This is a genomic window from Marinospirillum sp., from assembly GCF_035271045.1.
GTDB lineage: Bacteria > Pseudomonadota > Gammaproteobacteria > Pseudomonadales > Halomonadaceae > Marinospirillum.
In genome coordinates this window covers 12843-32095 of the sequence record NZ_DATESC010000028.1, presented here as the reverse complement: position 1 = coordinate 32095, position 19253 = coordinate 12843, and the positions used below count along the sequence as shown (strand labels likewise).

At 43.8% G+C, this 19253-nt stretch carries 17 protein-coding genes; 13 read left to right on the top strand and 4 right to left on the bottom strand.

Going from position 1 to position 19253, the window contains the following annotated elements; genetic code table 11:
• Window positions 1–57 precede the first annotated feature (57 nt).
• Window positions 58–327, top strand: coding sequence for a 30S ribosomal protein S20 (gene rpsT / locus VJY63_RS10385; RefSeq protein WP_324050607.1), 270 nt, complete (start codon window positions 58–60; stop codon window positions 325–327).
• Between the two features lie 73 nt (window positions 328–400).
• Window positions 401–1954, top strand: coding sequence for a murein biosynthesis integral membrane protein MurJ (murJ, locus tag VJY63_RS10380; protein WP_324050605.1), 1554 nt, complete (start codon window positions 401–403; stop codon window positions 1952–1954).
• 4 nt (window positions 1955–1958) lie between these two features.
• Here murJ and VJY63_RS10375 read toward each other — a convergent pair whose 3' ends face one another.
• Window positions 1959–2846: a bile acid:sodium symporter family protein gene (locus VJY63_RS10375; protein WP_324050603.1), complete on the bottom strand. Its 888-nt coding sequence runs from the start codon at window positions 2844–2846 to the stop codon at window positions 1959–1961.
• A 170-nt stretch (window positions 2847–3016) separates the two neighbouring features.
• Here VJY63_RS10375 and VJY63_RS10370 point away from each other — a divergent pair, with 170 nt between their 5' ends.
• The 6 genes from VJY63_RS10370 to lspA all read left to right on the top strand — a co-directional run bounded on the left by VJY63_RS10370 (window position 3017) and on the right by lspA (window position 9444).
• Complete coding sequence (locus tag VJY63_RS10370) at window positions 3017–3328, top strand: prepilin-type N-terminal cleavage/methylation domain-containing protein (RefSeq protein ID WP_324050601.1); 312 nt, start codon at window positions 3017–3019, stop codon at window positions 3326–3328.
• Between the two features lie 30 nt (window positions 3329–3358).
• Window positions 3359–4171: a prepilin-type N-terminal cleavage/methylation domain-containing protein gene (locus tag VJY63_RS10365; protein ID WP_324050599.1), complete on the top strand. Its 813-nt coding sequence runs from the start codon at window positions 3359–3361 to the stop codon at window positions 4169–4171.
• A gap of 189 nt (window positions 4172–4360) precedes the next feature.
• Window positions 4361–4909 (top strand): prepilin-type N-terminal cleavage/methylation domain-containing protein, encoded by a 549-nt coding sequence (locus VJY63_RS10360; RefSeq protein ID WP_324050597.1) that lies wholly within the window; start codon window positions 4361–4363, stop codon window positions 4907–4909.
• Window positions 4910–5002: 93 nt separating this feature from the next.
• Window positions 5003–6004: a bifunctional riboflavin kinase/FAD synthetase gene (gene ribF / locus VJY63_RS10355; RefSeq protein WP_324050595.1), complete on the top strand. Its 1002-nt coding sequence runs from the start codon at window positions 5003–5005 to the stop codon at window positions 6002–6004.
• A 49-nt stretch (window positions 6005–6053) separates the two neighbouring features.
• Entirely contained in the window at window positions 6054–8906 is a 2853-nt protein-coding gene (ileS, locus tag VJY63_RS10350; protein WP_324050594.1) for an isoleucine--tRNA ligase, read from the top strand.
• Entirely contained in the window at window positions 8899–9444 is a 546-nt protein-coding gene (lspA, locus tag VJY63_RS10345) for a signal peptidase II (RefSeq protein WP_324050592.1), read from the top strand. Before ileS ends, lspA begins: the two co-directional genes overlap by 8 nt.
• Before the next feature lie 44 nt (window positions 9445–9488).
• Here lspA and VJY63_RS10340 read toward each other — a convergent pair whose 3' ends face one another.
• Together VJY63_RS10340 and VJY63_RS10335 are read right to left on the bottom strand one after the other, a co-directional pair.
• Window positions 9489–10409 carry a GlcNAc-transferase family protein gene (locus VJY63_RS10340; protein WP_324050590.1) on the bottom strand — a complete coding sequence of 307 codons (921 nt, stop codon included), beginning with the start codon at window positions 10407–10409 and terminating at the stop codon, window positions 9489–9491.
• Window positions 10410–10490: 81 nt separating this feature from the next.
• Window positions 10491–12497, bottom strand: coding sequence for a methyl-accepting chemotaxis protein (locus VJY63_RS10335; RefSeq protein ID WP_324050588.1), 2007 nt, complete (start codon window positions 12495–12497; stop codon window positions 10491–10493).
• Between the two features lie 211 nt (window positions 12498–12708).
• Between VJY63_RS10335 and fkpB the strand changes: the two genes are divergently transcribed.
• The 4 genes from fkpB to VJY63_RS10315 all read left to right on the top strand — a co-directional run bounded on the left by fkpB (window position 12709) and on the right by VJY63_RS10315 (window position 18005).
• A complete protein-coding gene (gene fkpB, locus VJY63_RS10330) occupies window positions 12709–13158 on the top strand; it encodes an FKBP-type peptidyl-prolyl cis-trans isomerase (protein ID WP_324050586.1) in 450 nt (149 codons plus the stop codon).
• A gap of 14 nt (window positions 13159–13172) precedes the next feature.
• On the top strand, window positions 13173–14126 hold the full coding sequence (gene ispH / locus VJY63_RS10325; RefSeq protein ID WP_324050584.1) for a 4-hydroxy-3-methylbut-2-enyl diphosphate reductase: 954 nt from the start codon (window positions 13173–13175) through the stop codon (window positions 14124–14126).
• 97 nt (window positions 14127–14223) lie between these two features.
• The gene (gene rapA, locus VJY63_RS10320) at window positions 14224–17160 is read left to right on the top strand and encodes an RNA polymerase-associated protein RapA (protein ID WP_324050582.1); all 2937 of its coding nucleotides are present in this window, start codon (window positions 14224–14226) and stop codon (window positions 17158–17160) included.
• Between the two features lie 23 nt (window positions 17161–17183).
• Complete coding sequence (locus VJY63_RS10315) at window positions 17184–18005, top strand: phospholipase A (RefSeq protein ID WP_324050581.1); 822 nt, start codon at window positions 17184–17186, stop codon at window positions 18003–18005.
• Here the strand turns inward: VJY63_RS10315 and VJY63_RS10310 are convergent.
• Window positions 18002–18892, bottom strand: a complete 891-nt coding sequence (locus tag VJY63_RS10310) for a TIGR01777 family oxidoreductase (protein ID WP_324050579.1) — start codon at window positions 18890–18892, stop codon at window positions 18002–18004. The genes VJY63_RS10315 and VJY63_RS10310 overlap by 4 nt on opposite strands.
• Before the next feature lie 173 nt (window positions 18893–19065).
• Here VJY63_RS10310 and VJY63_RS10305 point away from each other — a divergent pair, with 173 nt between their 5' ends.
• Window positions 19066–19248 carry a hypothetical protein gene (locus VJY63_RS10305; RefSeq protein WP_324050577.1) on the top strand — a complete coding sequence of 61 codons (183 nt, stop codon included), beginning with the start codon at window positions 19066–19068 and terminating at the stop codon, window positions 19246–19248.
• Window positions 19249–19253: the final 5 nt, after the last annotated feature.

Below are 19253 nucleotides of genomic sequence, written 5' to 3'. Positions count from 1 at the left end.
ATTTCTTGCTGGATAGAACCAGCTTTTACGATCATTGCAAGACTCCAAGGAGTTATCGTGGCCAATATTAAGTCTGCCCAAAAACGTGCGATTCAATCTGAAAAACGTCGCCTACACAACAACAGCCAACGCTCTATGGTTCGCACCAGCATCAAGCGTGTATTCAAAGCAATTCACACGGGTGATTGGGAAAAAGCGATGGCTGAATTTAATGCTGCTCAGCCCATTATTGACCGTATTGCTGACAAGGGTGTTTTCAATAAGAACTGGGCTGCTCGTACTAAGAGCCGTTTGAACGCTCGTGTTAAAGCACTTAAAACTGCCTAAGTTTTAAATTGCTAATAAAAAACCGGCCTAGTGCCGGTTTTTTTACATATAAAGCCCAAATAAAGCCCAAATTATGATGAAAAAACGTAAAAAACGCAGCTTATTAAGCTCTGGCCTTATTGTTAGTGCCATGACTTTTTTATCACGCATCTTAGGCTTAGTGCGCGATATAGTTATTGCCTCTTTTGTGGGTGCAGGTGGTGCTGCCGATGCTTTTTTCATCGCCTTCAAAATACCCAATTTTTTACGCCGCCTCTTTGCTGAAGGTGCATTTAACCAAGCCTTTATTCCGGTTTTAAGTGAATATGCTGAGAAAAAAACCAAAGCAGAACTGCGTTTATTAATTGATTCAGTAGCCGGTTGCTTAGGTTTGTCTTTAATTGCTTTAACCAGTGTTGCCATGTTGGCAGCACCGCTTTTAGTGTGGGTATTTGCACCTGGCTTTGCCAGCGACCCTGAAAAACAAGCCATGACCGCTGATTTGCTGCGTATTACCTTTCCCTATTTACTGCTGATTTCTTTAACGGCTTTTTCTGGCAGTATTTTAAATACTTGGGGGCGCTTTGCCATTCCAGCCATTACTCCCGTATTTTTGAATTTAAGCTTAATTGGCTGCGCTTTATTCTTAACGCCTTTAGTTGGCTCTGCTGCTGAAGCCTTGGCTTGGGGTGTGTTAATTGCTGGCATGGTGCAGCTAGCTTTTCAATTACCTTTTTTAGCCCAAATTGGCTTATTTCCCATTCCTCGCCCGCATTGGAAAAATGAAGGCGTTAGGCGCATTTTGAAGTTAATGGCACCGGCTTTGTTTGGGGTTTCGGTCAGCCAAATCAATCTGTTATTAGATACCGTTTTAGCGTCTTTTTTAGACGATGGCAGCGTGGGCTGGTTATATTATGCCGACCGCCTTGTTGAATTACCGCTGGGCGTTTTTGGCATTGCCATAGCCACTGTTATTTTGCCTTCCCTTTCACGCCAACACGCCAGCACCGATACCGATAAATTTGCTAAATTATTAGATTGGTCAATTCGTATGGTGCTATTAATTGGTCTGCCAGCTGCCTTAGCATTAATTATTCTTGCTGAACCTTTACTCATTACGCTCTTTCAATACGGCGCTATGACGGCGAACGATATCGTTATGTCGGCCCGCGCTTTGCAAGCTTACGCCTTGGGCTTGTTGGCTTTTATGCTGATTAAAGTGTTAGCGCCAGGTTATTTTGCCCGTCAAAATACCCGCACCCCAGTAAAAATTGGTATTAAAGCCATGCTTGCCAATATGGTATTTAACTTAATTTTAATCGTGCCTTTAGCCCACGTAGGTTTGGCCTTGGCAACCGCCGCTTCGGCTTTTTTAAATGCCGGTTGGTTGGCACAAGGGCTTAAAAAAGAAGGGGTTTTGCGTTGGTCAGCAGGCTGGGGGCGTTATAGTTTACAGCTAACAGCGGCTTTAGCAGCAATGGTGCTAGTGCTGCTTTGGGTATCGCCCAACGCTGCCACTTGGCTGGAATGGTCGATCACTGAACGCATTATACGTTTAGGCGTGGCTGTCGTGGCAGGTGCAGGCATTTACCTAGGCGTATTAGTTGTAGCAGGTATACGCCTAGGGCATTTAAAACATCAAGAATAGGAAATTAAGAACAAGAACGCTGTTGCTTATTTTTCAAGCTGAGCGAGCCACGCTTAAATGCCCAAAGCGTAATAAACGCGGGAATGTTCATTAAAATGCCATAAAGCAAAGCCACCATGCCCAACTCTGGCGCTTGTAAAAAGCTAAAGGCAATCATAATTGCCATGCCCGCATTTTGTACGCCAGTTTCAAAGCTTAAAGTGCGTGATTGCGCTTGGCTTAAACCAACCAACCTTGCCAACCCATAACCCAAAGCCAGTGCCAGCGTTGCCAAGAGTACAACCATTAACGCACTTAGCCCAAACACAGAAGGCAAGACATGGGCGTTCACCACAATAAGTACCAATATCATTAGCATTAACAACCCAATGGATACTTGCTTTAGGCGTTGTTCATTGGTTTGCACCCAGCTAGGGTAAAGTTTACGCAGCCCCATACCCAAAACTAAAGGCAAAGCCGTTACCAAAAGAAGCTGTAACACCACTTGTACATAAGACAGCTTAAATGCAACGTCATAGCCCAACCAGCCCAACTGGGTTTGTGCTGCCCAAGGCATCCAAAGCGGTGAAAGCAAGCTAATTACAGCGGTTAAAGCAATCGACAGCGGTAAATCACCATCGGCCAGCTTACTGAACAAATTAGACGTTGCACCGCCAGGGGCGCAGGCTATTAACACCAAACCAGCGGCAATAACAGGTGGCAGGTGCAAGGCTAAAATAAGCACCCACACAATCATCGGTAATAATACTAGCTGGGCAACAATGCCTAATAAAACAGCTTTAGGCTTGTGCAGCACGGGTAAAAAACTTTGTAGACTAAGCCCTGTACCCATCACCAACATAATTAAGGCCAAGCATAAAGGCAGAAGAATTTGATTTGCTAACATGGTCATTGCATTCCCTTGTATTAAATCGCTTATATTACCGCCAATGTTGCAATGGGGCAAAAGGACGTTACTGTTAAGCCAAAACTTCAACTTAGATCAATAAAGCAGCAAATGCACCTTGTCCTTTCTTAGCAAGTAACTAGGCTAAAAATACCCCTGAACATGGAGTCTAGTTCATGCCTTACGCTAACGGTTTTACGCTTTTAGAGCTACTGCTAAGCTTATTGTTAACCGCTTTAATGGTGATAGGTGTTACGCAATACTTAATGGTCAGCACACGGATTCATTTAACGATACAGCAAGAAGCGCTGGCAGCAAGAACACTAGAAGAACTGATTTTGAAAAGCACCCTGCAAAGCATTAACCATCCACAATGCCCTAACAATCTAGCCTTACCAAATTTTAGCTGTAGCACCAGCAGCACATTTTTATTAATTAAATGGCAATCACCCAGCGGCTTACGCCAGATACAACGGCCTTTTTCTTAACAAGGAGAGTGTTAACAAGGAGAACACACCATGCAAAAAGGTTTTACACTACTTGAAATGCTAATGGTTAGCTTGTTTGGTGGTCTACTACTGCTAGCAGCTAGTCAAGTAATTATTAATTTAATTAATACGCAAGCCGATCAATCAGAACTGTTGCGCCTTGCTGAAAATGCTATGTTAGCTGAGCTAGTTTTAAAAAAAGAAATTTCAGAAGCTAAGAGTATTTTATTAAGCGGCGAGGCAATCAATAGCCGCCTAGTAAAAACATCAGAATCTAATTTGTTAACAGCTAATAATCTAAACAACGAAATAAAATTTAATCAGTTTAAAAATTCTGACTGGCTATTACTATATACTACAAGAGTAAAAGAAAATAATAACTGTGACAACAAATATATCATATTACACATTGATAAAAAAGAATATGCTTACGGTTTGTCTTATAAATATTATGAAATAGCAAGTAAAGGTACAATAACCAACGCGACAGATAAAACAATCGAATTAGATCCACTAAATAACCCCATATTAAGTAGTGATACCTCACGTTCTGATACGCTAGTCAGCCAAATTGAGTTAATCCGTTTTCGTTATTTTTATGAACAAGAAAGCAAATGGATAAAAAGCAATGAAATCCTAGACTATAGTTTAATTAAAAAAGTTCAGTTCGCATTTATTATAGGTACTAACAACCCTGTTAAAAAACAAAATCCTAATTATTTCACACTATGGGATGAAATAATTAATCTACCTAAAGATGGCATTTATCGACAGCTAGTTACAGCCATTGTCAATTTGAAAGGTGTAGAATGCATAGAAAACACAACCAAGGATTTATATTAGCACCTATACTAATATTAACATTAATTAGCTTGTTAATTATAGCAACCGGAAGTAACGAGTTGCATCAAACAGTATTAATGCATAAATTACAGCTTTATAAAAATTGCATAAATATGATTGAACAATTTGAACCTAAATTAGAAGCAAGCTTTTGCCCTGCTTGCCCACTGCCTTTAGGCTGTCATTAAAATGGCTGGACAGCGCGGTTTTAATTTAATAGAGGTATTAGCCACCCTTGCCATTGCTAGCTTTTTAATGGGCATTGCTGTGCCTTCTTACCAACGTATACTTGAACAGCAAAGCCAAATGTTAGCGCTAGCAAGGCTGCAGGCCGTATTAAGTCATGCGCGTTTAATGGCAAACGTAAATGCAACATCTGCAACTGCAATAAAAGTGGAAGATAGGGGGCTTATCTTGTGTTACAGCACCAACGGTCAAGATTGCAGCACAGAAACAGCCACCAATGATAATATTTTAGTGCTGACTAAAAAAGATCGGCAGTTAGTACATTTCTCAAGCGGTGCAGGTTTTATACTGATTTGGCCAGCACCTGAGTTGCTTATTCGCCCACTACCTAACCGAGGTTCAACGGGTACTTTTTTACCCTGCACGGGCTTTAAACACGTTAAACCCAAAGGCATCACGTTGTCTTCAGCAGGCAGCCTAAGGGTGAATGATGGCACAGGCAGAGCGACTAATTTAAAATTAATAACGGAATTAGCCAACCAATGCCTTTAAAGCGAATAATGCAAGCGGCTGTTAGTAATAGCGTATCTTCTATATAATCATCTGCTCAAATTTTATCACTCTCATCAACTAACCAGAGCCTAAATGGAACTGATTCGCGGTATTCATAACCTTCGTAAAGAGCACCGTGGCTGCGTGGCAACCATTGGTAATTTTGACGGTGTACACCTTGGCCATCAGCAAATTCTGCAACAAGTCAGAGAAATTGCTGCACGCCTACGCCAACCGTCAACGGTTATGGTTTTTGAGCCTCAGCCGCGTGAATTTTTTGCAGGCGATCAAGCACCACCACGCATTAACAGTTTTCGTGAAAAGTTAGAGCGCTTAACTGAATACGGTGCTGAGCGCATTGTTTGTTTGCAATTTAATAGCCGTTTACGCCAACTAACCGCCGAAGCGTTCGTCCAAAAAATTTTGGTGGATGGCTTAGGTATTGCACACCTAGTAGTAGGCGATGATTTCCGCTTCGGCTGCGATAGGTCTGGTGACTTCCATCTATTACAAAAACTAGGGCCAGAAAAAGGCTTTAGTGTTGAACACACCCATACCTTTTTAATGGACAATGAACGTGTTTCTAGCACACGAGTGCGTGAACAACTCATCAACGGCAATATCGCTGAAGCTGCCCGCTTGTTAGGCCGTCCTCATAAAATTTCTGGACGCGTTGTACATGGTCGTAAACTTGGCCGCACGCTAGGCGTACCGACTGCCAACCTTTTACTTGGTGATCGTAAACCTGCATTAAATGGCGTGTTTAGCGTATTAGTAAAAATGCCTAATGGCCTTATGCGCCCCGGCATTGCCAATATAGGGCTACGCCCAACCGTTGATGGTGTTGTACCTGCGCTTGAGGTGCATTTACTGGGTTTTAATGGCAATATTTATGGTCAGCGGCTTGATGTTTTTCCGCTTGCCAAACTTAGAGATGAACAAAAATTTACCGGTTTAGAAGCATTAACCACCCAAATCAATAAAGACATTACTCAGTGCTACCACTTTTTTAAGCAGTATGATTCTCAATGGCAGTCTGGTGAATTTTGGTTAACAGCAAACACCGCGCCAATGCTAGCCAAAATACCGCTTTAATTTCAATTAATAATTTCCAGTTAACCGCAACCTTGATGACACAATAACCATGACCGACAAGAACACGGACCAATACAAAGCTACGTTAAACCTTCCTGAAACCACCTTTCCAATGCGCGGTAATTTGCCTGCTAAAGAACCCGAACGTTTAAAGCAATGGCAGGCAATGGATCTTTACGCCCGTTTGCGTGAAGAAGGTAAAGGCCGCCCTACTTTTGTACTCCACGATGGCCCACCCTACGCCAACGGTAGCATTCACATTGGTCATGCGGTTAACAAAATCATTAAAGACTTTATTGTTAAATCACGCACCCTAGACGGCTTCGATGCGCCTTACGTGCCGGGTTGGGATTGCCACGGTTTGCCAATAGAACACAAGGTTGAAGTCACTCACGGTAAAAATTTACCATCAGACAAAGCCCGTGAATTATGCCGTGATTATGCTGACAAACAAGTTCAAGGCCAGATGCAAGACTTTATTCGTTTAGGCGTTATCGGTGATTGGAAAAAACCTTACCGCACGATGAATTTTGAAAACGAAGCCGGTGAAATTCGTGCGCTAGCTGAAATGGTAAAAGGCGGCTATGTTTTTAAAGGCTTAAAGCCGGTGAACTGGTGTTTTGATTGCCGCTCAGCCTTGGCTGAAGCTGAAGTTGAATACGCTGATAAAAAGTCCGACGCTATCGACGTTGCCTTTACTTGCAACGACACTAGCGAACTGGCTGCTGCCTTTGGTTTAGCTGAATTAAGTAAACCCACTGCGGTGGTTATTTGGACGACTACCCCTTGGACCATTCCTGCCAACCAAGCGTTAAATGTTCACCCAGAGTTTGTATATGCGTTGGTGGATACTGGTGAGCGCTTCCTACTGCTGGCTGAAACTTTGGTTGAATCCAGCCTTGAGCGCTTTAAGTTAGAGGGTAAAGTTATTGCCACAACTACAGGTGATAAACTAGAAAACATTCGCTTTAAGCACCCTTTTTATGAGCGTTTATCGCCCATTTATTTAGCCGATTACGTTGAAGCTGAAATTGGCAGTACGGGCATTGTTCACTCAGCACCAGCCTATGGTTTAGATGACTTTATTTCTTGCCGTGAACACGGTATGGAATTTGATGACATCATCAGCCCCGTACAAAGCAACGGTGTTTATTCCGACGATTTAGATTTTTTTGGCGGTCAAATGATTTGGAAAGCTAACCCACAAATTGTGGCTAAGCTGGCTGAAGTGGGCGCGTTGATGAATCACCAAGAAATCACCCACAGCTATATGCATTGCTGGCGACACAAAAGCCCCGTTATTTACCGTGCCACCGCGCAATGGTTTGTAGGTATGGATATTCCTAGCAAAATCGACGGTAAAACGCTGCGTGAGAAAGCCCTAGCCGGCATTGAGCAAACGCAGTTTGTGCCTGCTTGGGGGCAAGCACGTTTGCACTCAATGATTGCTAATCGTCCTGACTGGTGTATTTCACGTCAGCGCAACTGGGGCGTACCGATTCCTTTCTTTTTACACAAGGCAACTGGTGAACTTCACCCACGCACCACCGAGTTAATGGAAGCCGTGGCAGTTAAAGTGGCAGAAAAAGGCATTAATGCTTGGTTCCAAATGGAAGCCAGCGAATTGCTAGGCGCTGAAGCCGCTGATTACGATAAAGTCACTGATACGCTAGACGTATGGTTTGATTCAGGCACTACGCACTGGCACGTTTTGCGTGGTTCTCATGCGCATGGACACGAACAAGGCCCGCGTGCTGATTTATACCTAGAAGGCTCAGACCAACACCGTGGTTGGTTCCATTCTTCATTATTAACCGGCTGTGCGATTGACGGGCATCCACCGTACAAAGCGCTGTTAACCCACGGTTTTACAGTCGATGCTAAAGGCCACAAAATGTCTAAATCTTTAGGCAACGTGGTTGCACCACAAACAGTCATGGATTCAATGGGTGCCGATATTTTACGTCTGTGGGTGGCTTCTACTGATTATTCCAGTGAAATGGCGGTTTCTGATGAGATATTAAAGCGCACTGCTGACTCTTACCGTCGCATTCGTAACACTGCACGTTTCTTGCTTTCTAACCTAACTGGGTTTGATCCAGCCAAAGACTTGCTACCAGCGGATGAACTGCTGGCACTAGATCGTTGGGCTGTAGATGCTGCTTTACAGCTACAAGAGCGTATTACTAAAGCCTTTACTGACTACCGCTTCTTAGACGTTTATCAACAGGTTCACCACTTTTGTGTACGTGAATTAGGTGGTTTTTACCTAGATATAATCAAAGACCGCCAATACACCATGCAGCCAGATTCACGCGGTCGCCGCTCTTGCCAAACTGCGCTGTATCACATTGCTGAAGCCTTAGTGCGTTGGGTTGCGCCCATTCTTAGCTTTACAGCCGAAGAAATTAACGAAGCCCTACCCGGTCAACGCCCTGATTCCATTCAGTTAACCACTTGGTACAAGGGGCTTTACGCACTACCCGCTAACAGCGATTTAAGCCGCGAATACTGGGGGCGTTTAATTGAAGTCAAAGATGCTGTTAACAAGTGCTTAGAAGACGCACGTAATGAAAAGCTGGTTAAAGGCTCGTTAGGGGCTGAAGCCACGCTTTATGTCAGCGATGAATTAAAAGCTGACTTAGAGCGTTTGGGCGATGAGTTGCGTTTTGTGTTGCTTACTTCTGAAGTTACTTTAAAGCCTTTGGCTGAAGGCACAGCAGCGCGTAGCACAGACTTAGATAACCTTAAAGTTACCGTACAAGCTTCTGAAAAAACCAAGTGTGTACGCTGCTGGCATCACCGTGAAGACGTAGGTAGCCACGCCGAACACCCAAGCTTGTGTGGCCGCTGCATTACTAACCTGCCAGAAGGTGAGGGCGAAAGCCGCAGCTATGCCTAATTCAATTAATCAGGATAGCAAGCAGCAAAACTGGATAACGCAGGGCTTAAGCAGCCTTGCGTTTCAAAAGCGCAACTTGCCTTGGGTGCTTATTGCGGCGCTGGTGGTCTTGCTTGATCTTGCCAGCAAAGCTTGGATAAGCGGCAATTTTGACTATGGGCAACGGCTAGAAGTCTTGCCCGTATTTGATTTGGTATTACTGCACAACACCGGCGCAGCCTTCAGCTTTTTAGCCGACAGTGGCGGTTGGCAACGCTGGTTTTTTGTCGGTATAGCCGTGGTTGCTTGTTTAGTTATTTGGGGCTGGTTGAATAAACTAAAAGCCCATGAAAAGCTCACTGCCTTGGCTTTGGCACTCATACTAGGCGGCGCATTAGGCAACCTACATGACCGTTTTTTTTATGGCTATGTGGTTGATTTTTTAGCCTTTCATTGGCAGCACCGCTACTTTCCAGCCTTTAATATCGCCGATAGCGCTATAACGCTAGGCGCACTACTGCTTATATGGGAAACGCTGTTTGGGAAAAAACAAAAATAGCCTGAATTCAAGACCAAAAAAAGCCTTCAATTGAAGGCTTTATTTTATTTTTTATTAATATAATCAATACCGCTCAGTGCACAGAAGTCTGCCAAACTCCTTACTTCACCCAAACCATAAGCAGTTCCCTTTAAGCCATCACCATAAAAAAGTCGCAGCACTCTTTTTTTAGCTCTCGCCCTTAAATAAGCCCCATCTAACGCCCGTTTAGTGCTGGTGCTTTTATGCCAATGGTGGGTAGTGTGCTCTTCCCCTGCTTTTTTATATAAATGGTAAAGCGGTATGTAGTTAGGGTTATAAATATCCCAGCCACGCGTATAAGCTCGAACTGCTAAGCTTTGTTCTTCGCCATGAAAGTAAAGGTAAGGGTCGTAGGGTACTTCCTGCATAAAATTAGCACTAGTAAAGATAAACCCACCTGCAAGATGATAACCCAACACTGGCTCATCACTTAATTGATGCTCGGCTCTGAACCTTAATACGGCATTGTCTTCATTTAATGAAGTGTCTGGATGAGGCCTTAGTACCAAGGCATATTTTCGAGAAGGTTCCTTAAAAGTAGGATTGTTATTTTCATCAAAAGAAAAAGCATAGGGGTAGGTTGAAATAATTGGCTTAGCCGACTTCTTCTTCAACTCTTGATACTGCTTAAGTAAGTTTGTATCCCAACCTTCTTCAAAAAGGGTGTGAGAATCTATTTGCAGCAAGTAATCTTCATCATCCCATAAAGAAAAGGCAACATTTCTTGCCCAAGAAACCCCAAAGGTATCTAGCTTATTAATAAATACATACCTAACTCTTGCCCCTAAACCTAGTCCTTCTATGGCATCTTTTTGCGATGCTTCATTCTGATCAACGACACCAAATACTAGGTTTTCAGGTATAGCAGCCTTAGCTAAGCAGTCTTTAATGGTAAAAAAAAGCAGCTCATCGCAATAAGAAGCAACACTAATAAAAATCTTCATATAACTCCCTAGAAACAATCTAGTAGAAAATAAATAAAAAAGCCTTCGATTATGAAGGCTTTTTAACTTAATAGTTAACGCTTAAAACTCTTCCCATTCTTCATCATTTTGACGCTTGGGTGCAGGTAAAGGCTTGCTAGCTACTTTTCTAGCTGCTGGCTGGCTGACTGCTGCTTTTGTTTTCTGGGTTTGTTTTACAGCTAACTTTGGCTGAGGTGCCGATTGTTTAGCAGCGGCTGAAGCGAGTTGTTTAGGCTGGCTAGATTGATTAGCAATGCGGAATTCTGCCACTGCCTCATCTAAAGATACTACCTGCTCTTCAAGCGACTCAGCTGCAGCGGCGGCTTCTTCAACTAGCGCAGCGTTTTGCTGAGTTACTCCATCCATCTGCATTACGGCTTGGTTAACCTGCTCTATGCCCTGGCTTTGCTCATCAGATGCAGCAGCAATCTCACCCATAATATCGGTAACACGCCTAACGGAGCCAATAATTTCTTCCATACTGGCGCCAGACTCATTCACCATTTGGCTTGTTGCACTAACAATTTCACCATCTAGCTTAATTAACTCTTGAATCTCTTTGGCGGCGGCGGCTGAACGCTGAGCCAAGGAGCGCACTTCACCGGCAACAACTGCAAAGCCACGGCCTTGCTCGCCAGCACGCGCTGCCTCTACGGCTGCGTTTAACGCCAAAATATTAGTCTGGAAAGCGATACCATCAATAACCGTAATAATTTCGCTCATTTTTGCAGCACTGGCTGACAATTCGTTCATTTTCGTCACGGTATAGCGAACTTTTTCACCGCCTTTAACTGCTTCTTCATTAGCAGCAGCAGAAAGCTGGTTAGCTTGGCGAGCGTTGTCTGCGTTTTGTCTTACGGTTGAAGTTAACTCTTCTAAGCTTGATGCAGTTTCTTCAAGGCTCGAAGCTTGCTCTTCTGTACGCTGAGAAAGGTCTGAGTTACCTGCAGCAATTTCACTAGCTGCTGTGCCAATACTGGCAACTGATTCTTTAATGCCGCCAATTAAGTCATTTAAGTGATCGGCCATTTCTTGCAGGGCTACGGCTAGACCACCAATTTCATCAGAACGGCGTAAGTGCTTAGGATCAATACGCTGAGTTAAATCACCCGCAGCTATGGCTTTAGCAAAGTTAACAGCATCAATTAATGGACGACTAATTAGGCGCGATAAAATAATACCCAGCAGTAAACCAATGATGATTGCTACAAATACACCAATAGTAATGATTTGGGTACTATGATTTTGAGTACTTATCATCTGTGCAGCACCTTGTTGAGCCGCACCTTCAGCCTGCTTAATCACATCCTGACCTAAAGTAGCCATACGTGGCAGGATTTCTTTAATTAACTTGTCATCATTAACAATCCAAACAGCAGCAGCAGTAAAATAATTATTAGTAGCAATACGCGCTGCATTCACTTCTTTATCGGTTTTACTAGGATCTAATTGATTAAAATAGCCGGTTAATCGTGTCCGTAGCTCTATCATCCTCTTATAGTGCGTACGATTCGCATGAATCCGCTCTTCTTTTTCATGCTTCATAATCTCTAATGCCGTTACCCAAATACCTAATGCCGCATCAGAAGGCGCTTGCCTATATTGACTTTCTGCTAAGCGAGCAACTTCTAAGCCATTTTGAATCATCAACTGAACGGCTGCGTTATTTTCTTGTAAAGCCTTTACACCTGCATCATAGCCTTTACGGTACTCATTAGTGCCTTCTCTGGCAGCCTTGGAGCGGCGTAATAAATCAGGATCTGTGCTTGATGCATCTATTTTATCTAAAGCACTAATAATAATATTCATACTATTAAGTGCTTTTTGGTGCGTCTCAGCTTTGGCTTCTAACAGGTAGTTTTTTTCTTCCATAATGGTTAAGTACGCATTACGTTCAACTTGCGTAGCTTGCTGTAGACCATCGAACTTTTCACGTATTTCATTTAAGTTAATGATTGCCGTAACACCAAGTATCGTTAAGATAGTAAGTACAGCGATAAAACCAGCTAGAATTTGTTTACCCAAATTCCAGCTAAACATTCCTGATGATTCACTACTTTTAGTCATAAAACTTCCCCTTCACCTAAATCGAACATTCTGATGCTACAGCCATATTATTACATTTTGTAATAATACTTAACTTACCACTAAATTATTATCTTAATATGTTTTTAGCCAGTTATGTTATTAGCAGGCCCAACATCCAAAGCAACTGACTGAGTGTTTCTTGACTATCCGTGATAAGATTTTGCTTTTATTAATTGCCCGGAAAAACACCATGAACGACTTAAAAATAAGCGAAGGTACACAAGTATCCCTTCACTTTGCACTGCTACTTGAAGACGGTGAAGCCGTCGATTCTAACTTTAATAAAGAACCCGCAACGCTAATCATTGGTGATGGCAATCTACCTGAAGGGTTTGAAGCTTGCATTCATGGCTTGGTTGCAGGCGATCAAAAGACATTTACTGTCTTGCCTGAAAAAGCTTTTGGGCAACACAACCCTAGCAACGTTCAACAAGTCTCTCGTACTGATTTTTCTAATATTGATGCATTAGAAACGGGCATGATTATTGGCTTTACTGATAAGGCAGGGAATGAACTGCCCGGTGTTGTTGCTGAAATTGGTGAACGTCAAGTGACCATTGATTTCAACCACCCTTTGGCGGGGCGCACGCTCACCTTTAAAGTTGAAATTTTAGACGTTAATCCCGTTACACTTCAATAATACAGGTAAAAAACATGAATAAAAATATCCAGTTAGCTAATCCTCGCGGTTTTTGTGCTGGCGTTGATCGTGCCATTGAAATTGTTAACCGTGCGCTGGATGTTTTTGGTCCGCCCATTTATGTACGCCATGAAGTAGTTCACAACCGTTTTGTCGTAGAAAAACTGCGTGACCGTGGGGCTATTTTTGTTGATGAACTCGACGAAGTACCCGATAACGTTATTATTATTTTTTCAGCACACGGTGTTTCGCAGGCTGTGGAAAAGGAAGCCGAACGCCGCAACCTAAAGATTTTTGATGCGACCTGCCCGTTAGTAACCAAAGTTCATATGGAAGTCTTACGCTATGCTCATTTAGGGCAAGATTGTGTGCTGATTGGTCATGCCGGACACCCTGAAGTCGAAGGCACTATGGGGCGTTATGATGTCAGTCACGGTGGGCATATTTATTTAGTTGAAAGCGAAGCCGATGTAGCCAGCCTAGTGGTTAATAATCCAGAAAATTTGGCTTACGTTACCCAAACCACTTTATCAATGGACGATACAGCACGAGTGATTGATGCCTTACGCCAGCGTTTTCCTAGCATCAGCGGGCCGCGTAAAGATGATATTTGTTACGCTACTCAAAACCGCCAAGATGCTGTTAAAACGTTGGCTGAAACGTCTGACCTAGTGCTGGTGGTTGGTAGCCCCAATAGTTCTAACTCCAACCGTTTACGTGAACTAGCCGAACGTATGGGTGCAAAAGCCTATTTAATTGACGGCGCTGATGATTTAAAAAAAGAATGGCTTGATTCGGCACAATCTATCGGTATTACCGCAGGCGCTTCAGCGCCAGAAATTATTGTCCGCGATGTTATTAATCAGCTAATGCGCTGGGGTGCTGTGTCACCTAAAGAGCTTTCAGGGCGACCTGAAAACATCACCTTTTCAATGCCAAAAGAGCTACGCTTAACGCCCATTGATTAAACGTACCTTTAAATACCTATCAGCCTTGGGCTAACTAGCCGAATCCGCTAGAATGACGACCCTATTTTATACAAGCCGCTTCTAGGAGGCTTTTTTGATGTCTGTTACTTCTGCCCAACACCTTGTATTTGTTCCGGGTCAACGCTGGATAAGCGATGCTGAAATTGAGTTAGGACTTGGCACTATTTTGCAGTGTGACCGGCGCAGTGTAACGCTGCTGTTTAATCACAACGGTGAAACAAGGGTTTATTCAACTTCGACCGCTCCTTTAACGCGCGTTATTTTTAGCGAAGGCGATCAAGTTACGCATCAAGACGGCTGGAATATGCGCGTTACCGAAACGCAGTCTTTAGACGGCTTGCTGGTTTATTTTGGCGAAAGTGACCAAGGCGAGCCGCTTGAATTAATGGAAACGCAGCTAGATTCACAAATACGCTTCCAAGGCCCAAGAGAACGATTGCTAACGGGGCAAATTGATAGAAACAACGAATATATGCTGCGAGCGCTGAGCCGCCAAGCCCAAACCCGTTTAGCTAAAGACCCGATGCGTGGCTTGCGTGGCCCTAGAGTTGGACTGATTCCGCACCAGCTGTATATCGCTTATGAAGTGGGTCGCCGTTTAGCGCCCAGAGTGTTGCTAGCCGATGAAGTAGGTTTAGGTAAAACCATTGAAGCCGGTTTAATTTTGCATCAACAACTGATTACTGGCCGTACCCGCCGTGCATTAATTTTAGTGCCCGGTAGCCTTTGCCACCAATGGTTGGTTGAACTACTGCGCCGTTTTGGTTTGCCGGTTACTTTGGTAGATGCAGACCGCGCCCAAGCCACAGGTGCGCCATTTACCGATGCGACCATCGCCTTAGCGAGTATTAATTGGCTAACCAACGATGCAGAAGCCATGCAGCAAGCGCTGGCTGAAAATTGGGATTTACTCATTGTTGATGAAGCACACCACCTGCGTTGGTCGCCCGATGAAGCCAGCCCAGAATATGAATGCGTGCGTAAGCTTTCTGAGCCAACACCTGGTTTATTATTGCTAACAGCAACGCCAGAACAATCGGGTGAAGCGGGCTTCTTTGCCCAGCTGCAACTGCTAGACCCAGCACGCTACCCCAACTTAGAAGACTTTTTAGCCGAAGAAGAAGGCTACCGTTCGTGTGCTACTGCCATTGCCCGACTTGAAGCCCAAGAACCTTTAGAAGTTGAAGATTTAGCCGCCCTAGAAGAGCGCCTTAGCGGTGACAGCTTAGCCTTATTAGCCTTGCTAGATAACCCACAAAGTAGCAACGAACAGCGCAATACCGCACGTCAGCAATTAACGGAACAACTGCTTGATCGCTACGGTACGGGGCGCGTGTTATTCAGAAACCGCCGCGCTAGCGTCCCCGGTTTTCCAGAGCGTAAAGTTTTCCCTGTTGCCCTAGAATGCCCTGCTGTTTATAAAACCATCTTAGAAGAATACGAAGAACCACATAAACAACTGATGGCAGCGGCCTTAACGGGGCAACATTGGCCCTATGCTGCGCTCTATCCAGAACGCTTATACGCCATTCAAAAACGTGAAGAAGGCGACTGGTGGAAATTTGATCCTCGTGTCGATTGGCTGCTTGAAAAATTAGTCGAATTACACGACGAAAAAGTGCTATTGATTTGTGCCCATGCCGATACCGCACTAGATTTAAGTGATGCGCTGCGCCGTAGAGCCGGTATTTTAGCCGCTGTTTTCCATGAAGATATGCCGCTGATTGAGCGTGACCGAGCTGCGGCTTGGTTTGCCGATGACGAAGATGGTGCACCGATTTTAATTTGCTCTGAAATTGGTAGTGAAGGGCGTAACTTTCAGTTTGCTCACCATTTAGTGCTGTTTGATTTACCCGCACACCCCGACTTATTAGAGCAACGGATTGGTCGTTTAGACCGTATTGGACAAACCCAAACCGTTAAAATTCATGTCCCTTATTTACAAGACACCGCTCAAGCGCCTTGGTTAGCTTGGTGCAATGAAGGTTTAGAACAGTTCACCCATCCACGTCCGGTTGGCGCGACTTTGTGGCTACAATACCAAGATGAGCTACATAATTTTTTAGAAGGCATTCTGGAAGCGGATGACTTTCTACCCCAAGTAAAAGCCACCCGCCAAGCAGCAGAAATCGAGCTTGAAGCCGGTCGTCATCGCTTATTAGAATTGGCTTCTCACCGCCCTGACATTTCAGCCCAGCTGGTTGAACAGCTAGCCGATACTGAAATGGACAAAGAGCTTAGAAATTATTTAGAAGTAGCGCTGGATGTTTATCGTATTCAAAACGAAGATTTAGATGCTGACACTTGGTATTTAAAACCTGGCCAAGAATCGGACACCGCTATTTTTACTGATGTGCATTTTGATATGGAAGAGGGCAGCTCTGGCACTTTCTTGCGTGATAAAGCTTTGGCGCGTGATGATTTGCACTTTTTAACGTGGGAGCACCCTTTAACGCGTAACTGTTTAGAGGCGGCAACTAGCACGGTGCAAGGCAACGTAACGGTTGCCTTGTTAAAAAACCCAGCCTTGCCTGCGGGCACTTTGTTGCTAGAAGTGTTCTTTTGCTTAGAAAGCACGCAGCGTAACAGCCTAGATATTAATCGCTACTTACCGCCACAAAGCTTGCGTTTATTATTAGACGGACAAGGTAATAACCTAAGCAGCAAGGTAAAGTTTAAAGGTTTATCACGCCAACTGGTTCGAATGAAAAAAAGCCTCGGCCGTGAAATCGTTAAGCTGCGTAAAGATCAGCTGCGCCAGTTATTAGATAAAGCAGAAACCCTTGCTGAAGAAGAATTGCCTTCAATACTTGAACTAGCACAAACAGATATGCGCGAGTTGCTTGATCCTGAAATTGCGCGTTTAACCGCGCTGCAACAAAAGAACCCAGCGGTACGCAGCGAGGAAATTGACCAGCTAGTGCAATTACGCAAACAACTCGACTCATCGTTAAATGCTGCAACGCTACGCTTAGATGCGCTGCGGGTGATCGTTGCCGGTGGGCAAGAGTAAAACGATCCAAAGGCAGGACTAAGATGCAATTATTTACTTTACTCAGTGGCTTATTGCTTATTACCCTGCCTAGTTTGTTACTAGCAGCCAATAATACTAACTGTGCAGAGTCCATTGTTGGTTGCTTTCAAACGTCTGAACAATCGGCTTTAAGTGTTTACGAACCCATGTATTTAATTGCTGGTGGTGAATACGGCGAAGACTTAAAAGGACGCTTCCAATTTAGCTTTAAATACAAGTTATTTGATGATCAGTCTTCTTTAATTGACTCAGCACCTTGGCTAGATAGCTTACATCTTTCTTATACACAAACCAGTTTGTGGAACTGGTCTAAAGATTCGTTACCTTTTGAAGATACCAGCTATAAACCTTCTTTTTATTTTACGCTAAACGAAAGCCCCTTTTATGATTTACTGGCTTTTGGCTATACCCATGAATCCAATGGGCAAGCTGAAGAGGTTTCGCGCAGCATGGATGCACTTTTTATTCAGCCCATTTGGACTTTTCCAGTAGCCAATAGCTCATTAACCGTTTTTCCACGGTTTTTGTACTACCTAAGTAAAGGTGAGTTTAATGACGATCTTGCCGATTACCGTGGTTATGTTGATTTAAACCTACGTTATGGTAATGAGGATAGCTGGGGAATTAACACCCTTTATCGCTACGGAAGATCAGGCCAATACAGTGTGCAAGTTGACCTAACCTACCCCATTAGAACCCCCATTTCGATACGCACGGGTGGCTTTTTATACCTACAATACTTTCAAGGTTATGGCGAAAGTATGTTGAATTATAACGAACAAGTAGGCCCAATTTTAAGAATTGGGCTGGGCATAGTGCGTTAACTTTTTATAATATTTTTTAAAGCAGTATCTAATTGTGGGTAAGCAAATTGAAAACCTTCTTCCACTAAACGCTGCGGTAGCATTTTATCGCTGACCAGCAACAGTTCAGCCATTTCACCAAACAGCAGCTTTAAAACTTTCTCTGGCATAGGGAAAAAAGTTGGACGGTTAAGCGCCTTGCCCAATGCTTTAGTGAAATCAGCATTAATAACAGGATTAGGCGCACTGGCGTTAAACACACCGCTAACGCGTTCAGTTTTTAGCAACCAAGCATAAATGTTTGCCATATCATCTAAATGAATCCACGGAAACCAATGCTTACCCTTACCCAAAGGCCCACCCATGCCCATACGAAAAGCCGGCAGCATTTTAGCCAACGAGCCACCGCCTTGCCCCAACACTACGCCAGTACGCACCAAGCAAACCCGCACACCTAAATCGTTAGCTGCTAACGCTGCGGTTTCCCAAGCGGCACATAAATCATGCGTAAAACCAGCAACGGGCTTGGTTTGCTCCGTTACGGTTTGCTCACCCTGTTCGCCGTAATAACCCACCGCAGAAGCCGATAACAAAACTTTAGGGCGAATGGCTTGTGCAGCGATCCACGCCACTAGCTGCTCAGTGGTTTTTACACGCGAGCTAATTAATTGCTGTTTGCGTTCTTTTGACCAGCGCTTATCAGCAATGCCAGCACCGGCTAAATTAATCACCGCTTGTACTGAATTAGGTTCTAATTCATTAAGCTGGTGTACATAATCCGTTACACCTTTGGGTAAACGTGGTTTTAATTGCCTTGTCCACAAAACTAACTCGTACCCTTGACTCGCCAGCAAAGGACAAAGTGCTTGACCAACAAACCCTGTACCACCTGTGATTAAAATACGCATACTCACCTCAAGCAACTTAATGTACAATAACTATACAATACTTTAACAACGTACAATAAAGCTAGGTAAACAAATGAAAAAAATAAACTCAGTTGTTATTGGTAAACACGCAATCATCGGCGCAGGTCTTGCTGGTCTGGCAAAGCCGAGACTTTATTACTTGAAGCACACCGTTGGCTGTATGCCTTTACTGCACAATCATTGGGCGTGGCTTATTTACAAAAGATTTAGCCCAAAGATTAAATGTGTGTGGTGACTATTGTGGCTGCTTAGGTGATGATTTAAGTCATCAAGCTGAAGTGGTTTGGCTTTCCGGCGATCAATTGGGCAAACAGCTGACCAAAGTTATACAGTAATTCTT

What these genes read in the sequence shown, in the direction of transcription:
- murJ (WP_324050605.1), top strand. Translation starts at nt 401, where the DNA reads ATGATGAAAAAACGTAAAAAACGCAGCTTATTAAGCTCTGGCCTTATT.
- VJY63_RS10375 (WP_324050603.1), bottom strand. Translation starts at nt 2,846, where the DNA reads ATGACCATGTTAGCAAATCAAATTCTTCTGCCTTTATGCTTGGCCTTA.
- VJY63_RS10370 (WP_324050601.1), top strand. Translation starts at nt 3,017, where the DNA reads ATGCCTTACGCTAACGGTTTTACGCTTTTAGAGCTACTGCTAAGCTTA.
- VJY63_RS10365 (WP_324050599.1), top strand. Translation starts at nt 3,359, where the DNA reads ATGCAAAAAGGTTTTACACTACTTGAAATGCTAATGGTTAGCTTGTTT.
- VJY63_RS10360 (WP_324050597.1), top strand. Translation starts at nt 4,361, where the DNA reads ATGGCTGGACAGCGCGGTTTTAATTTAATAGAGGTATTAGCCACCCTT.
- ribF (WP_324050595.1), top strand. Translation starts at nt 5,003, where the DNA reads ATGGAACTGATTCGCGGTATTCATAACCTTCGTAAAGAGCACCGTGGC.
- ileS (WP_324050594.1), top strand. Translation starts at nt 6,054, where the DNA reads ATGACCGACAAGAACACGGACCAATACAAAGCTACGTTAAACCTTCCT.
- lspA (WP_324050592.1), top strand. Translation starts at nt 8,899, where the DNA reads ATGCCTAATTCAATTAATCAGGATAGCAAGCAGCAAAACTGGATAACG.
- VJY63_RS10340 (WP_324050590.1), bottom strand. Translation starts at nt 10,409, where the DNA reads ATGAAGATTTTTATTAGTGTTGCTTCTTATTGCGATGAGCTGCTTTTT.
- VJY63_RS10335 (WP_324050588.1), bottom strand. Translation starts at nt 12,497, where the DNA reads ATGACTAAAAGTAGTGAATCATCAGGAATGTTTAGCTGGAATTTGGGT.
- fkpB (WP_324050586.1), top strand. Translation starts at nt 12,709, where the DNA reads ATGAACGACTTAAAAATAAGCGAAGGTACACAAGTATCCCTTCACTTT.
- ispH (WP_324050584.1), top strand. Translation starts at nt 13,173, where the DNA reads ATGAATAAAAATATCCAGTTAGCTAATCCTCGCGGTTTTTGTGCTGGC.
- rapA (WP_324050582.1), top strand. Translation starts at nt 14,224, where the DNA reads ATGTCTGTTACTTCTGCCCAACACCTTGTATTTGTTCCGGGTCAACGC.
- VJY63_RS10315 (WP_324050581.1), top strand. Translation starts at nt 17,184, where the DNA reads ATGCAATTATTTACTTTACTCAGTGGCTTATTGCTTATTACCCTGCCT.
- VJY63_RS10310 (WP_324050579.1), bottom strand. Translation starts at nt 18,892, where the DNA reads ATGCGTATTTTAATCACAGGTGGTACAGGGTTTGTTGGTCAAGCACTT.